This is a genomic window from Thiohalorhabdus denitrificans (assembly GCF_001399755.1).
GTDB classification, from domain to species: Bacteria; Pseudomonadota; Gammaproteobacteria; order Thiohalorhabdales; family Thiohalorhabdaceae; genus Thiohalorhabdus; species Thiohalorhabdus denitrificans.
This window is the reverse complement of record NZ_LJCP01000010.1, coordinates 279,436-294,930: the sequence shown is the minus strand read 5'-3', so window position 1 is coordinate 294,930 and position 15,495 is coordinate 279,436. Positions and strand designations below refer to the sequence as shown.

Genomic DNA, 15,495 nt, shown 5'->3' with positions numbered 1-15,495 from the left:
AGAGGTTTTCCACCCCAATGATTATCGGGCTCAAGGTGCTGGCGCTCCTCACCGAACCGGCCACTGCGCGGGAGATCAACGAGGCCGCCCAGGGGGTGGAAGGGATCGACCTGGACCTGCGGATGGTCGGCGAGGAAGGGCCCCTGAGCCATATCGAGGCGGCCCGCCTTACCCACCTCGTCCTGCTGGAGATCGACAGCCAGGATGAGGGGGACCTCCAGCGGACCCGGGAGCTGGTGGCGACGGTCGGCGACCGGGCCAATGTCTTCGTTACGTACGCCCAGGGTGACCTGAAGGCCCTGCGCACCCTCATGCGGGCGGGGGTGCGGGATGTCCTGCCCCAGCCGGAACTCCCCGACCAGCTCGCCCGGGAGCTGGAGGGGGTCCTCGTATCCGAGCGGGACAGCCTGCGGGCCGACCAAGCCCCCCGGGGCAAGGCCATCGCCTTCCTTAACGCCAAGGGCGGGGCCGGGGCCACCACCCTCGCCACCAACGTGGCCTACCATCTGGCCGCAGGCGGGGAGGCCAAGGTGGCCATCCTGGACTTGGACCTCCAGTTCGGCGCGGTGGCCATGTCCCTCAACCTACGCCCCGAGCGCACCATCCAGGACGCACTGGATGCCCCCGAACGGGTGGATCCCCTGTTCCTGGGGGCGCTCATGACGGAGCACGACAGCGGCCTCCATGTGCTTGCGGCTCCGGAGTCGATCCAGGGCAGCGGCGAGATCCCGGGCGAGGTTGCCAGGCCTATCCTCGGGGCCGCCCTCGAGAGCCACGACTACGTGATTCTGGACCTGCCCCGCGTTTTCAACCCGCTGATGGTAACCACCCTGGCCATCGCCGACCCCGTGCACCTGGTCATCCAGCAGGACATCGCCACCCTGCACGACGCCCGGACCACCCTGGATGGCCTTGCCACCTTGGGGGTTCGGGCGGAGAAGCTGGAGCTGCTCCTGAACCGGGCCACCGGCAAACGGCTTGGCGACATCCGGGAGGAGGACATCCCCGCCCTCCTCGGCCGGGAGATCGGAGCCCGGGTGCATAACGATTTCGAGGCGGCCAACCGGGCCCAGGCCGAGGGGCGTCCTGTGGCCGAGGTCAAAAGCCAGTCCCCGCTCGCCAGGGACCTCCAGGCGCTCGCCAGCCGTCTCGCCCAGCCCTCCCAAGCCACCCCGGGCAGCGCCGGGGATCGGCGGAAGGGGGGCTCCTTGTGGAACCTTTTCCGGCGATAACGGAGTAGGAAGCCATGGCCGAAGACCGGGAGCACGCTCTGCGATCCCAGGGGGGTGGGTCCCAGGGGGCCCACAACCTGCCCGATTTCCAGGAGATGAAGGGGCAGATCCATCGCCGTCTCCTGGACCGCATGAACCTGGCCATCATCGAGCACCTCGATCCCCGGGAGGTCCGAGAGCAGATCGGCGAGCTGGTGCGGGAAATGCTGGCCGAGGAGGACATCCCGCTGAACGCCGCGGAACGGGACCGCCTGGTGCAGGAGATCCAGGACGAGGTCCTGGGCCTCGGTCCCCTGGAGCCCCTGCTCGCCGACCCCACGGTCAACGACATCCTGGTGAACACCTCCCAGACGGTCTACGTGGAGCGCGCCGGGCGTCTGGAGGAGGCCTCGGCCCGGTTCCAGAACGACGACCACCTGATGCGCATCATCGACAAGATCGTCAGCGGCATCGGGCGGCGGATCGACGAGTCCTCCCCCATGGTGGATGCGCGCCTGGCGGACGGGTCCCGGGTGAACGCGGTGATCCCGCCCATCGCGGTGGACGGGCCCATGCTGTCCATCCGCAAGTTCAGCGAAGATCCGTTGACCATGGAGAACCTGGTGGAGCGGAAGAGCCTCACCGCGGGCATGGCCGATTTCCTCCGCTCCGCCGTGCGCTCCCGGGTCAATGTGCTCATCTCCGGCGGCACGGGCACGGGCAAGACCACCCTGCTGAACGCCATGTCCGGGTCCATTCCGGAATGGGAACGGGTGGTGACCATCGAGGATTCCGCCGAGCTGCAGCTGCAGCAGCCCCACGTGGTCCGCATGGAGACCCGCCCGCCCAACATCGAGGGCGAGGGCGAGATTACCCAGCGGGACCTGGTCCGCAACGCCCTGCGCATGCGCCCCGACCGCATGGTCCTGGGCGAGGTGCGCGGCGAGGAGGCGCTGGACATGCTGCAGGCCATGAACACGGGCCACGAAGGCTCCCTGACCACCATCCACGCCAACACCCCGCGAGACTCCATGACCCGCCTGGACCACATGGTGGGCATGACGGGCATCTCCATCCCACCCAACGTCATCCGGCACCAGATCTCCTCGGCCCTGCACCTGGTGGTGCAGCTGGAACGGCTCATGGACGGCCGCCGGCTGGTGTCCAGCATCCAGGAGATCACGGGAATGGAGGAGGAGGTGATCAGCATGCAGGAGATCTTCCGCTTCCGGCAGCAGACGGTCTCCTCCGAGGGCCGGGTGCAGGGAGTGTTCCAGGCCTCCGGAATCCGGCCCCAGATCCTCGGCCGCTTCCAGGAGCAGGGCATACGGCTCGACGACGCCCTGTTCGATCCGGACCGGGCCTACGAATAGGGCACCCTATGGACCAGAACCTCGGCTTCTACGCGATCTCGGCGCTGGTTTTCCTGGCGGTGGTGCTGCTGGTGGAAGGCCTGTACCAGCTCTTCCGTAGCTTCCGGTCCCAGGGCCGCTCACGCTTCCTCAACCAGATCCGGACCCTGTCCGCCGGCGGCGAGCACGGCATGGAGGCCCCCGATCTGGTCAAGCGCGAGCGGTTCAGCGATCTGCCCTGGCTGGATCGCCTTCTTGCTTACATCCCACGGATCCAGACCCTCGACCGGATGCTGGTCCGGAGCGGGGTCAACCTGACCGTGCCCCGCTTCCTGGCCCTGGGCGGTGGGACGGCCCTGGCGCTCTTCCTGGCCCTGGGGGTGGTGGCCCAGTGGCGCCTCCTGCCCGCCCTGTTGGTGGGCGGCGTGGTGGGATTCGGGGTCCCGCTGCTCTGGCTGCGCCGACAGGTGGCCAAGAACCAGGCCCGGTTCGCGGAGATCCTGCCCGACGCCCTCGACTTCCTGGCCCGCAGCCTGCGCGCTGGGAACCCCTTCCCCGCCTCGCTGAAGGCCGCCGCGGGGGAGCTCCCCGAGCCGGTGGGCAGCCAGTTCCGCCTGACCTTCGAGGAAATCAACTTCGGGCTGGACCTGGAGTCCGCCCTGTACAACCTGGCCTCCCGGGTGGGCATCCCCGAGGTCCACTACTTCGCCACGGCGGTCAACCTGCAGCGCTCCACCGGCGGCAACCTGGCCGACCTGCTTACCCGCCTCGCCGACATTATCCGGGCCCGCCAGAAGACCTACCGGGAGGTCCAGATCAACGCGGCGGAGATGAAGATGTCGGCCCACGTCCTCATCGCCCTGCCCTTCGTGGTTGGCGGGGCAATCAGTGTGATGAACCCCGGCTATATGGCGCCCCTGGTCAACGAGCCCTTCGGCCGGATGATCCTCGGCGCCCAGCTTCTGCTCTTCCTCGTGGGCTATTTCGTCATCCGGCGGATGGTCAATTTCCATATATGACCGGGGGTTCGGGAAGTGGAGGAACTGTTCACCAATTTCTCGCAGGAGCAGGTCTGGCCCCTGGCCTCCGGTCTGGTCTTCATCGCGGTGGTGCTCGCCGTGCAGAGCGTGGCCGCCCTGTTGCTCAACCGGCAAAGGCCAGTGCGCAAGCGCATGGAGACCTTCTTCCGCCCGCGCCAGCGGAAAGAGGCGGGAGAGCAGGCCGAAGGACAGCAAGGCTTCCTCCTGCGCCTCTCCCAGCGGCTGTCCCAGGTCACCATCCCTACCGAGGACTGGCAGAAATCCCGGATCCGGAAGAAGCTCGTCCAGGCCGGGATTCGCGGACCGCACTCCCTGGAGGTGTTCATGGGCCTGAAGGCCCTGCTGGCGGTGGGGCTGCTGATCCTGTCCCTTACCCTGGGGGTACTCTTCTTCGGCAGGTCCCTGTTCGTGGGAAACATCGCCGTCCTGGCCGGTGTGCTCCTCCTGGGAATGATCGGCTATTACCTACCCGACTGGCTGGTGGAGCGCCGGCACCAGCGGCGGCTTACCGCCTTCCGGGACGGCTTTGCCGATGCCATGGACATGATGGTGGTGTGCGTGGAGGCGGGCCTGGGGTTCGATGCCACCCTCCAGCGGGTAAGCCGCGAACTGAAGCTCAGCCACCCGGAGATCTCCGAGGAGCTGGCCATCGTGGGCTGGGAGCTGCGCGCGGGGAAGAGCCGGGAGGAGGCCCTGAAGGACCTGGCCGAGCGCACCGAGATCGAGGAGGTTCGCTCCCTCGTAAGTGTGCTGATCCAGGCGGAGCGTTTCGGCACCGGGATCGGCAAGGCCCTGCGGGAGCAGGCCCAGGAGATGCGCACCCTGCGCATCCAGATCGCCGAGGAGAAGGCCGCCAAGCTGCCGGTGAAGCTGATCTTCCCGGTGATCCTGTTCATCTTCCCGGCGCTGTTCCTGGTCATACTGGGACCGGCGGTGATCCAGATCATGCGGGGCCTAGGGCCCGCCCTGGGCGACTAGCGGCCCGTGGCATCCGGCCGCCCTTTCCAACGTAACCGCGAGGGCCCCATGCAATTACTCCCACGGAAAATTGGCCTCCTCGTTGCCGTCCTCTTCGGCATGACGGCATGCGCGACCCAGCAGTCCCCGACCTCCGAGATGCAGCCGGTCCAGCGGGGGGACGTCACCCAACGGGACCCCAGCCCGGAGGACCTGGACCTCCGTCCGGAGGAGCACCTCGAGCGGGGTCAAACGGCCCTGGAGGAGGAGAACTGGCGGGAAGCCGAGCGCCACTTCCGCGAGGTGGTCAAGGACCGCTCCGAGGACGGCGAGGCCCTGCTGGGCCTCGGCCGGGCCTTCGCCCGGCAGGACGAGCACCGGCGGGCCGCGGAGGTGTTCGGGCGGCTGGCTCGGCTGGAGCCGGAGAACGGCGAGGCCTTGGAGGGGCTCGGGCTGGCCCGGTTGCGCCTGCGGAAGCTGGCCGCGGCGCGAGGGACCCTGGAGCAGCTGGTGGCGAAGGAGCCGGGCCGTTGGCGGGCCTGGAACGGCCTCGCCTTCATCCACGACTTGTACGGGGAGTTCGCCCGGGCCGATGAGGATTACCGGCGCGCCCTGGAGGTCTCCTCCGGAAACCCCCGCGTGCTAAGCAACTACGGCTTCTCCAAGACCATGGCCGGCAACCTGGAGGCGGCGGAGCGGATCCTGCAGAGGGGGCTGGAGCGAGGGAGCGAATACCCTCCCCTGCGCAACAACCTCGGGGTGGTTCTGGCCCGGCAGGGGCGGTACCGGGAGGCGTTCCGGATCCTGAAAAGGGGCATGAAGCGGCACGAGGCCAGCAACAACGTGGGCTACGTGGCCATGCTCCAGGGCGACTACGAGGCCGCGGAACGGCTTTTCCGCCAGGCGCTGGACGCCAGTCCCACCTACTACCAGCGGGCGGAGCGCAACCTGGAGGAACTGGCGGCCCGCCGGCGAAAGGCGGAGGCGGAGCGGCAGGACGGGCCCCACAAACAGATGCGGGTGTCCGAATCGGACTGACCGGCCGGGGCGCCCCTAGTAGCCGAACCGTTTCAGGGTGTTCTCCACCGAGGAGCGGTAGGGGCCTCCGAACAGCCGGACGTGGACCAGGAGCGGATAGAGGTTGTACAGGGGCCGGCGCACCTCGAAGAACTCCGGCTCGATGGGACGCTGTTCGCCGTACCGGGCGTAGAAACGGTCGCTGAAGGTGCGGAACATGGTGGTGAAGGCGAGCTCCACCTCCGGGTGACCCCAGTACAGGGCCGGATCGATGAAGCCGGTAATCCGGTCGCCGGCCGCCAGGATGTTGTTGTCCCAGGCGTCGCCGTGAAGCAGGGCCGGGTGCTCGGGCTCGGGGAACCAGTCCGCCGCGTCGGTGGCGAAGCGCTCGATGCGGCCGTACAGGGCGTCGTCCAGGCGCCCGGCGGTTCGGGCTTGACCGGCCATCTCCAGCAGGCGGGCCTCAGCGAAGAAGTCCGCCCAGCGCTCGTAGCGAGGGTTGGGCTGGGGCAGCCCGCCGATGACGGTGTCGTACTCGAAACCGAAATGCGGGGCGGGTTCCGTGTGCAGGGCGGCGAACAGGTCCGCGGCGTGCTCCTCGGCGGCGGGCCCGAAGTGGTGGTCGCCCTCGATGCGCGGCATCACCAGCAGTCCGGGCTCGAAATGCAATGGATCGGGGGCCGGTAGGGGGCTGCGCTCCGCCAGGTGGCGCAGCATGCGGCCCTCCGTCTCCAGCAGGTCCGTGGCCGGGGTCTCCACCTTGACCACGTACTCCCGTCCCCCGGCGTGTGCGCCGTACACTTCGCCGACGCAACCGCCGCTCAGGGGGGCGGCACCCTCCAGGGGCGCGCCGATAATCTCCTGGGTCCGTTCGCGCAGGGCTTCAGGCAGAGGCATAGGTGACCCACTCCCCCGTTTGCACCGCTTCCACCAGCCCGTCGGCGGCCTCCTCCGCCAGGTCCAGGACCCGGTCGAAGGCCTCGTCCGCCTCGGCGTAGGGGTCCGGCACCTCCTGGTCCGGGGAGGCGGCGAAATCCAACAGAAACCGCACCTTGTCGCGGTCCGCCGCGCTGGGGGCCAGGGCCACCAGATCGGCGTAGTTCTCGCTGTCCGCCGCCAGGATCAGGTGGAAGCGCTTGAAGTCGCCGGGCTCTACCTGGCGGGCCCGCAGGCCCGTGAGGTCGTAGCCGCGCCCGGCGGCCGCCTCGCAGGCGCGCGGATCGGGCATTTTGCCGATGTGGTAGTCGCCGGTGCCCGCGCTGTCCACCTGCACACGCCCGTCGAGGCCGGCGTCCTCCAGCTTGCGCTGCAGGACGCCGTGGGCGGTGGGCGACCGGCAGATGTTGCCCAGACAGACCACGAGGATGCGGATCTCGCCGTCGTGCTCGTTCATTCCCTATCCCGGTTGGTGCTGGCAATTGCGGCGGCTCGGGGAGCCGGGCCTATTCCACGCCCAGGGCCTTGGACTCCAGCTCCTGTACCCGATCGCGCAGCCGGGCCGCCTCCTCGAACTCCATATTGCGCGCCTTCTCGAACATCTCCTCGCGGAGGCGCTTGATCTCCTTGTCGGCCTCCTCGGGGCTCAGGGCCTCGTACCCGCCCTTCTTGTCCGCCACCTTCTTGGGCGCCGGGCCGGTGTAGCCGCCCTTCTCGGGGACCCCTTCCAGGATATCCTGGACCTCCTTCTGGATGGTCTCCGGGGTGATGCCGTGCTCCTCGTTATAAGCCTGCTGCTTCTCCCGGCGGCGCTCGGTCTCGTCAATGGAACGGCGCATGGAGCCGGTCATGGTGTCGGCGTAGAGGATGGCGGTGCCGTTGACGTTGCGCGCGGCCCGCCCGATGGTCTGGATGAGACTGCGGTCGGAACGCAGGAAGCCCTCCTTGTCGGCGTCGAGGATGGCTACCAGCGACACCTCGGGGAGGTCCAGCCCCTCGCGCAGCAGGTTGATGCCCACCAGGACGTCGAACTTGCCCAGGCGCAGGTCGCGGATGATCTCCGAGCGCTCCACCGTGTCCACATCCGAGTGCATGTAGCGCACCCGGATGCTCATCTCCTCCAGGTAGCTGGTGAGGTCCTCGGCCATGCGCTTGGTGAGCGTGGTCACCAGTACCCGCTCGCCGGCGTCGATGCGCTCGTTGACCTCCGAGAGCAGGTCCTCCACCTGGCTGGTGGCCGGCCGGACCTCCACCTGGGGATCCACCAGCCCGGTAGGGCGCACAATCTGCTCCACCACCTGCCCGGCGTGCTCCCGCTCATAGGGCCCGGGCGTGGCCGAGACGAACACGCTCTGCGGCATGATCCGCTCGAACTCCTCGAAGCGCAGCGGGCGGTTATCCAGGGCCGAGGGCAGCCGGAAGCCGTATTCCACCAGGGTCTTCTTGCGGCTGCGGTCGCCGTTGTACATGCCGCCGACCTGCGGGATGGTCACGTGCGACTCGTCGATGATCATGATGCCGTTGTTGGGCAGGTAGTCCAGCAGCGTGGGCGGCGGCTCGCCGGGGTTGCGCCCGGACAGGTAGCGCGAGTAGTTCTCGATGCCCGAGCAGTAGCCCAGCTCCTGCATCATCTCGATGTCGAATTTGGTGCGCTGCTCCAGGCGCTGGGCCTCCACCTCCCGGTTCTCGGCGCGCAGCTCCGCCAGGCGCTCCTTGAGCTCCGCCTTGATCCGCTCGATGGCCTCCAGCAGCGTGGCGCGCGGCGTCACGTAGTGGGTCTTGGGGTAGACCGTGATCCTTGGCAGCCGGGCGGTCACCTCCCCGGTGAGCGGATCGAAGGTGGACAGGCCGTCCACCTCGTCGTCGAACATCTCGATGCGGATGGCCTCCGACTCGTTCTCGGCCGGGAACACCTCGATGGTGTCGCCGCGCACCCGGAAGGTACCCCGCCGCAGGTCCATCTCGTTGCGCTGGTACTGGATGTCCGTGAGCTTGGCGAGGATCTCCTTCTGATCCACGCGGTCGCCCTGGCGCAGGTGCAGGATCATGCCGTGGTAGGCCGAGGGATCGCCGAGGCCGTAGATGGCCGACACCGAGGCGACGATGATGGCGTCCTCGCGCTCTAGCAGCGACTTGGTGGCCGACAGCCGCATCTGCTCGATGTGGTCGTTTATGGAGGCGTCCTTCTCGATAAACGTGTCGCTGGAGGGGACGTAGGCCTCCGGCTGGTAATAGTCGTAGTAGGAGACGAAGTACTCCACGGCGTTGTCCGGGAAGAAGCCGCGGAACTCCGCGTAGAGCTGGGCCGCCAGCGTCTTGTTGGGAGCCATGATGACGGCGGGGCGCCCCAGCTCCTGGATGACCTGGGCCATGGTGTAGGTCTTGCCGGAGCCGGTGACCCCCAGCAGGGTCTGGTAGGCCTCGCCGTTGGCGAAGCCCCCCACCAGCTGGCGGATGGCCTCCGGCTGATCGCCGCTGGGCTCGTAGCTGCTGTTCAGCCTGAAGGGTCTGCTTTCCATGGGACCATTCTACCAAGTGATGAGGGCGCCCCGGGGGCGGACGGTATTCCCCAAATGGCGGCGGGCGCGCAGTTATGCTAGTTTTCTAGCCTTTCCATGGCCTTCGACGGGAGCAAGGAACCCTTGGCACTCCGCCTCTCCGACCGTGTTCAGCGCATCCAGCCGTCCCCGACCCTGGCGGTTACCGCCCGCGCCGCGGAGCTGCGCGACCAGGGCCGCGACGTGATCGGCCTCGGGGCCGGCGAACCGGATTTCACCACCCCCGAGCCCATCCGCGCCGCGGCCAAGGCGGCCATCGACGGCGGGCACACGAAATATACCCCGGTGGATGGCATGGCCTCTTTGAAACGGGCCATCACCGCGAAGTTCCGCACCGACAACGGCTTGGAGTACGGCAGCGACGAGGTGATCGTCTCCACCGGGGGCAAGCAGGTGGTGTACAACCTGGCCCAGGCGCTTCTTCAGGAAGGCGACGAGGCGGTCATCCCCGCTCCCTACTGGGTCTCCTACCCGGACATCGTCAAGCTGGCCGGGGCCGAGCCCGCCACCATCGAAACCGATGACACCGCCGGATTCAAGATCAGCGCCTATCAGCTCGACAGCGCCCTGAACGAGCGGACCCGGCTGCTGATCCTCAACAGCCCCTCCAACCCCACCGGGGCCCTGTATTCGGAGGCGGAGCTGGAGGCCCTGGCCGAGGTCCTGCGCAAGCACCCGCAGGTGGTGATCCTCACCGACGACATCTACGAGAAGATCCTTCTCGGGTCCACGCCCTTCCGCAATATCCTCAACGTGGCCCCGGACCTCAAGGATCGCACCGTGGTTCTTAACGGCGTTTCCAAGGCCTTCGCCATGACGGGTTGGCGCATCGGCTACGCCGCCGGCCCCCGGGACCTCATCGGGGCCATGAAGAAGCTGCAGTCCCAGAGCACTTCCAACCCCGCCTCCATCAGCCAGCACGCCGCCCTGGCGGCCCTGGAGAGCGATCCGGAGCTGATTCAGCCCATGGTCGAGGCCTTTCGGGAACGGCACAACTTCGTCTCGGAGGCCCTCAACGCCCTGCCCTACGTCTCCTGCCGGCGGGCGGAGGGGGCCTTCTACCTGTTCCCTTCCTTCCACAGCGCCACCGAGGCCCTGGGCCTGGAGGACGACGTGGCCCTGGCCACCCATCTGCTGGACCAGGCCGGTGTGGCCCTGGTTCCCGGGAGCGCCTTCGGGGCGCCCGGCTACCTGCGTCTGTCCTTCGCCACCGACCTGGACTCGCTCAAGGCGGCCATGGACCGGATCGGCAAGGTGCTGGCAGGCTGAGAAGATCCCCTCCCCAGGTCAAGGGCAGTGCTATGACGAATTCCCCCGGGGACCGGCCGTCCCCCCTGGAGGCCACGCGTCCGGATGATGAGGAGCTCCTCGCCGATTTCCTCGAGGGCGTACGCGAAGCCCCCTATTCCCTCTCCCCCAAATACCTGTACGACCAGCGCGGCTCCGAGCTTTTCGACCGGATCTGTCAGCTCGACGCCTATTACCCCACGCGCACGGAGCTGTCCATCCTGGCGGCCCGGGGCGAGGAGATTGCCTCGGCCGTGGGTCCCCGGGCGCTGGTGGTGGAGCTGGGCAGCGGCAGCAGCAACAAGACCCGGGCCCTGCTCGACCATCTGGAAAAGCCGGCCGCCTATGTCCCCGTGGACATCTCCCGGGAGCACCTGGAGGCGGCCGCCGCCCGCGTGGACGCCGCCTATCCGGGGCTGGAGGTCCTCCCCGTGGCCGCCGACTACACCCGGCCCTTCTCATTGCCGAGCCCGCAAACGGACGCCGCACGGGCCCTGCTCTACTTCCCCGGCTCCACCCTGGGCAACTTCGACCTGCCCGAAGCGGAGGCCTTTCTCGCTCGCCAGGCCGAGCTGGCCGGGCCGGGCGGGGCCATGGTGGTCGGGCTGGACCTCCAGAAGGACGTGGATGTCCTGCTGCGGGCCTACGACGATCCGGAAGGGGTGACGGCGGCCTTCAATCGCAACCTCCTCCACCGGCTCCGGGACGAGCTCGGGGCCGAGCTGGACCTGGAGGGGTTTCGTCACCGGGCCCGCTACAACGAGGACCTCGGCTGCGTGGAGATGCACCTGGAGAGCCTCAAGGATCAGGAGATCCGGATTGCCGGGAACGCCATCCCCTTCCGCGCCGGCCAAACCATCCGTACCGAGCGCTCCTATAAGTACACCCTGAAGGGCTTTCGGGACCTGGCGGAACGGGCCGGCTTCCGGGTGGCCGAGGTTTGGACCGATCCGGACGAATACTTCAGTGTGCAGTTTCTTGAGGCGGTCTAGGCCCGGGGGTGGAGCTTTGGGGGGCGACCCAGTAAGCTGGGCTCGCCAGCCCGCAATCGGCGCGGCGCAAAGGGGGTGAGGTCAGGTCCGGCCGATGGCGATCAAGAATCCAAAATCCCTACCCATGCTCATCCTGTATGGGTTCGGGGTGGTCTCCTTGCCCCTGATCGGGGCGCTGACTTACGGCGCCGTCCACGTGGAGCGCCTGGCCGAGCAGAGCCAGGATGCCGTCCATCAGGCCGTACGCGCCATCCAGCACAGCGACAGGGTCATCGAGCAGGTCACCTCCATGGAGCGCACGGGCCGCCAGTTCCTTGTCCTGCAGGACGAATCGCTGTTCGAGGCCTACCGGGACACCCACGAGGAGTTCCAGAGCACCGTTACCCGGCTCAAGGACCTGCCCCTGAGCAGCAAGCAGTACCAGCTCGCCAGCGAGCTGCTCCTGGCGGAATCGGCCCTGTTCGAGCACGTGGCGCAGGCGGAGCCCACCGACCGCAACCAGAAGGAGGTGGCCGACGCCTTTATCGGCCTCACCCGGAAGGCGGAGAACCTGCTGTCGCGAAGCAACGAGCTCATCGACCGGGAGGTGGACGTTCTGCGCAAGGACGCGAGCCAGGCCCAGGAGGTGCTGTTCTGGCTGGCCGCCTCCCTGATCCCCCTGACCCTGGCCTCGGCCGCCCTGTTTACCGTGCTGATCTCCCGCCCCATCCGGGAGGTGGACCAATCCATCCGCCAGCTCGGGGACGGGGACTTCGACAAGGGCATCGACGTGGGCGGGCCCCAGGACCTGAAGCACATAGGCGAGCAGCTGGACTGGCTCCGGGAGCGACTGCGCGAGTTGGAACAGGAGAAGACTCGCTTCCTGCGCCACGTCTCCCACGAGCTGAAGACCCCCCTCACCGCCATCCGCGAAGGTACGGAGCTCATGGACGAGGGGACGGTGGGTCGGCTGAACGACGAACAGCGGGAGATCATGCGTATCATCCGGAACAGCAGCGGGCAGCTACAGCGCCTCATCGAGGACCTGCTGAACTTCAGCAACGTCCAGATCGGCCCGCCCGCTCTCAACCTTACCAAGTTCCACCTGGGGGAGCTCATTGAGGAGGTGGTGGAAACCCACAAGCCCGCTACCATGGCCAAGCACCTGGAGCTGGACATCCACCTCGAGGAGAGCATCCAATTGACGGCGGACCGCGAGAAGCTCCGCACCATCGTGGACAACCTGGTTTCCAACGCGGTCAAGTACTCCCCCGAAGGGGGCCGGCTGCGCATCGCCGCCACCCGGTCCGAGGACTCGGCCACGCTGGATGTGGTGGACAGCGGTCCCGGCATCAGCGCCCAGGACTCCCAGCGGGTCTTCGAGGCCTTCTTCCAGGGCGGTGTCCAGGCGCAGGGCTACATCAAGGGATCCGGCCTGGGGCTGTCCATCACCCGCGAATTCGTCAACGCCCATCAAGGCAGTATCCAGGTGGTGAACGCCGAGCAGCCGGGGGGGCACCTCCGGGTCACCCTGCCGCTGGATGGCAAGAAGGAGGCCGCATGAGGGCCTGGCGTCCGGCGTCGGCGGCCCTGGTGGTGACCCTTCTGGCCGGATGCGGTACGCTGGACCGGTCTGTCCCGACGGGCTCGGCGGATGACTTGGCCGCCTTCTATCGGTATGCTTCGACCCTCGACGGCCGCACGCTGACGGCCGAGTATCGGAACTTCCGCAACTGGGTCTCGGAGGAGCGGTGCACGGCCGACCGCCTGCGATTGGCGATCATCACCCTGGTGGCCGATTCGGGCCCACCGGTGTCGGCGGACCCGGGGGAGGTGCTCGGTCCCTGCACGGGGAGCTCGGACCAGCTGGCGCCGCACCTCCGGAACATGGCCTTCCTGCTCAAGGACCAGCTCCAGCAGCGTAACGAGCTGTTCCAGCACGCCGCGCAGCTGGAGCAACGGGTGGACCAGCTGGCCAACGAGGTGGCCGAGAGCCGGGCAGCCCACCAGGAGCTGACCCGACAAAAAGGGGAATTGGAGGAACGCCTCCAGAAGTTGCATGAGCAGCTCGAGGCCCTCAAGGACATCGAGCGCAGCATTCGACAACGGGACTGATTCCCCGCAGCACTGGAACGAGCTATGGACCGCGCCCAACGCATCCTACTGGTGGACGACGATCCGGGACTCCTGCGCCTCCTCTCCATCCGCCTCCGTTCCGCCGGCTATCAGGTAGCGGCGGTGGAAAGCGGTCACGAGGCCCTGGCCAACCTCGCCGCAGTGCGCCCCCAGCTGGTCATAACCGACCTGCGCATGGACGGCATGGACGGCATGGCCCTGTTCGACAACATCCGCGAGCGCCACCCCACCCTGCCGGTCATCATCCTCACGGCCCACGGCTCCATCCCCGACGCGGTGGAGGCCACCAAGCGGGGCGTGTTCAGCTTCCTCACCAAGCCCTTCGACAGCAGCGACCTGATGGAGCAGGTGGAGAAGGCCCTTACCCTTTCCGGCGGCGCGGAGGAGGGCCAGGAGGACGGGCGACAGGCCCCTTGGCGCTCCGAGATCATCACCCGCAGTCCCCTCATGGAGGATGTGCTCGGCCGTGCCCGCATGGTGGCCGACAGCGACGCCAGCGTGTTCATCCAGGGCGACAGCGGCACCGGCAAGGAGCTGATGGCGCGTGCCGTCCACAAGGCCAGCCCCCGCGCCGACAAGCCCTTCGTGGCCATCAACTGCGGGGCGATCCCCGAGACCCTCCTCGAATCCGAGCTGTTCGGTCACAAGAAGGGGGCCTTCACCGGCGCCACCCAGGATCAGAAGGGCCTGTTCCAGGCCGCCCACGGGGGAACCCTGTTCCTCGACGAGATCGGGGACATGCCCCTGACCCTCCAGGTCAAGCTGCTGCGCGTGCTGCAGGAGCGCCTGGTGCGCCCCGTGGGGGCCACCGAGGGCATCCCCGTGGACGTGCGGATCATAACCGCCACCCATAGGGACCTGGGCGAGGAAATGGGGGAGGGGCGCTTCCGGGAGGACCTGTACTACCGGCTGAACGTGGTCGCCCTGGAGCTTCCCCCGCTGGCGGATCGCAGCGAGGACATCCCCCTGCTCGCCAGCCACTTCCTTTCCCAGCTCGCCGAGAAGTACGGCAAGACGGTCAAGGGCTTCGCCCCGGAGGCCATGGAGCGGCTCGTCAGCGCCCCCTGGCCCGGCAACGTCCGCCAGCTCTTCAATGTGGTGGAACAGGTGGTGACCCTCTCCCCCACCCCCATCATCTCCGAGGACCTGGTGCAACGGGCCCTCAACGAGGACCCGGAGGAGCTACCCTCCTTCGCGGACGCCCGGCGGGAATTCGAGCGGGAATACCTCGCCCGGGTGCTCCAGATGACCGGCGGCAACGTGAGCCAGGCCGCCCGGCTGGCCAAGCGCAACCGCACCGAGTTCTACAAGCTCCTGAACCGCCACCACCTGGACCCGACGCTGTTCAAGCAGTCCGCCCGCTCCGAGGGCTGAGCACGCCCCCGGGGCGGGCCCGGGGCCGGCACCACACACCCCGGGATCAGCCTTCCTTTTCCGCCTCCCACCCCAGTTCCTCGGCTGCGTGTTGGGCCGCCCCCACGTGGACCCGCTGGTCCCGCTCCCCGCGCAGGACCATGCGTACCAGGCGCACCGATCCCAGATCCGGCAGCGTCTCCATCAGGGAGTGCAGGGCGATATCCGCGGCCTCCTCCATGGGGTAGCCGAAGGCGCCCGTGCTCAGGGCCGGGAAGGCCACGGAGCGCAGCCCGTGCTCGTCGGCCAGGCGCAGGCTGTTGACGTAGGACCGGCGCAGGAGTGCGGCGGGCTCTGGATCCTCGCCGTACACCGGACCCACGGTATGGATCACGTGGTGGGCCGGCAGTTGGTAGCCCCCCGTGATCTTTGCCTCGCCCGTTGCGCAGCCGCCAAGCTGGCTGCTCTCCTCCCACAGCTCCGGTCCCGCCGCGCGATGGATCGCCCCGGCTACTCCGCCGCCGGGGGCGAGGGCCTTGTTGGCGGCGTTCACCACGGCGTCCGTGTCCTGGTCGGTAATATCGCCGCGCACGATCTCCACGCAGCGTTCACCCTGGCAGAATCGCATGGCTGCCCTCCTCGGTTGCCGGCCTCCGGCCGCCCGTTCCCCGGGCTCC

General features: G+C 68.0%; 14 protein-coding genes. 10 read left to right on the top strand and 4 right to left on the bottom strand.

All coding sequences use genetic code 11. From position 1 onward, the window contains the following. Positions 1-17 precede the first annotated feature (17 nt). From AN478_RS08030 to AN478_RS08010, 5 genes are read left to right on the top strand one after another with little or no spacing between them, the layout of a single operon-like run. Positions 18-1,232 (top strand): AAA family ATPase, encoded by a 1,215-nt coding sequence (locus tag AN478_RS08030; protein WP_054966098.1) that lies wholly within the window; start codon positions 18-20, stop codon positions 1,230-1,232. A 14-nt stretch (positions 1,233-1,246) separates the two neighbouring features. Continuing rightward, on the top strand, positions 1,247-2,584 hold the full coding sequence (locus AN478_RS08025; RefSeq protein ID WP_054966097.1) for a CpaF family protein: 1,338 nt from the start codon (positions 1,247-1,249) through the stop codon (positions 2,582-2,584). Between the two features lie 8 nt (positions 2,585-2,592). Next, positions 2,593-3,582, top strand: a complete 990-nt coding sequence (locus tag AN478_RS08020) for a type II secretion system F family protein (RefSeq protein ID WP_054966096.1) — start codon at positions 2,593-2,595, stop codon at positions 3,580-3,582. Between the two features lie 15 nt (positions 3,583-3,597). Further along, positions 3,598-4,581, top strand: a complete 984-nt coding sequence (locus AN478_RS08015; protein ID WP_054966095.1) for a type II secretion system F family protein — start codon at positions 3,598-3,600, stop codon at positions 4,579-4,581. 48 nt (positions 4,582-4,629) lie between these two features. After that, complete coding sequence (locus tag AN478_RS08010; RefSeq protein WP_082432959.1) at positions 4,630-5,598, top strand: tetratricopeptide repeat protein; 969 nt, start codon at positions 4,630-4,632, stop codon at positions 5,596-5,598. Between the two features lie 15 nt (positions 5,599-5,613). On the opposite strand, the gene AN478_RS08005 is transcribed toward AN478_RS08010, so the two are convergent. From AN478_RS08005 to uvrB, 3 genes are read right to left on the bottom strand one after another with little or no spacing between them, the layout of a single operon-like run. Next, positions 5,614-6,474, bottom strand: coding sequence for a fructosamine kinase family protein (locus AN478_RS08005; RefSeq protein WP_054966093.1), 861 nt, complete (start codon positions 6,472-6,474; stop codon positions 5,614-5,616). Next, on the bottom strand, positions 6,461-6,970 hold the full coding sequence (locus AN478_RS08000; RefSeq protein WP_054966092.1) for a low molecular weight protein-tyrosine-phosphatase: 510 nt from the start codon (positions 6,968-6,970) through the stop codon (positions 6,461-6,463). Before AN478_RS08000 ends, AN478_RS08005 begins: the two co-directional genes overlap by 14 nt. Before the next feature lie 49 nt (positions 6,971-7,019). Further along, positions 7,020-9,032 carry an excinuclease ABC subunit UvrB gene (gene uvrB, locus AN478_RS07995; protein WP_054966091.1) on the bottom strand — a complete coding sequence of 671 codons (2,013 nt, stop codon included), beginning with the start codon at positions 9,030-9,032 and terminating at the stop codon, positions 7,020-7,022. Positions 9,033-9,155: 123 nt separating this feature from the next. On the opposite strand from uvrB, the gene AN478_RS07990 reads away from it, so the two are divergent. The 5 genes from AN478_RS07990 to AN478_RS07970 all read left to right on the top strand — a co-directional run bounded on the left by AN478_RS07990 (position 9,156) and on the right by AN478_RS07970 (position 14,839). Continuing rightward, positions 9,156-10,340 carry a pyridoxal phosphate-dependent aminotransferase gene (locus tag AN478_RS07990; protein WP_054966090.1) on the top strand — a complete coding sequence of 395 codons (1,185 nt, stop codon included), beginning with the start codon at positions 9,156-9,158 and terminating at the stop codon, positions 10,338-10,340. Positions 10,341-10,372: 32 nt separating this feature from the next. Then, complete coding sequence (gene egtD, locus AN478_RS07985) at positions 10,373-11,350, top strand: L-histidine N(alpha)-methyltransferase (protein ID WP_054966089.1); 978 nt, start codon at positions 10,373-10,375, stop codon at positions 11,348-11,350. 124 nt (positions 11,351-11,474) lie between these two features. Continuing rightward, positions 11,475-12,893 (top strand): HAMP domain-containing sensor histidine kinase, encoded by a 1,419-nt coding sequence (locus AN478_RS07980; RefSeq protein ID WP_231627361.1) that lies wholly within the window; start codon positions 11,475-11,477, stop codon positions 12,891-12,893. Next, on the top strand, positions 12,890-13,444 hold the full coding sequence (locus tag AN478_RS07975; RefSeq protein ID WP_054966087.1) for a hypothetical protein: 555 nt from the start codon (positions 12,890-12,892) through the stop codon (positions 13,442-13,444). The genes AN478_RS07980 and AN478_RS07975 overlap by 4 nt, the downstream gene beginning before the upstream one ends. Before the next feature lie 24 nt (positions 13,445-13,468). Continuing rightward, positions 13,469-14,839, top strand: a complete 1,371-nt coding sequence (locus tag AN478_RS07970) for a sigma 54-interacting transcriptional regulator (protein WP_054966086.1) — start codon at positions 13,469-13,471, stop codon at positions 14,837-14,839. A 46-nt stretch (positions 14,840-14,885) separates the two neighbouring features. On the opposite strand, the gene AN478_RS07965 is transcribed toward AN478_RS07970, so the two are convergent. Next, positions 14,886-15,446, bottom strand: a complete 561-nt coding sequence (locus tag AN478_RS07965; protein WP_054966085.1) for a macro domain-containing protein — start codon at positions 15,444-15,446, stop codon at positions 14,886-14,888. Positions 15,447-15,495: the final 49 nt, after the last annotated feature.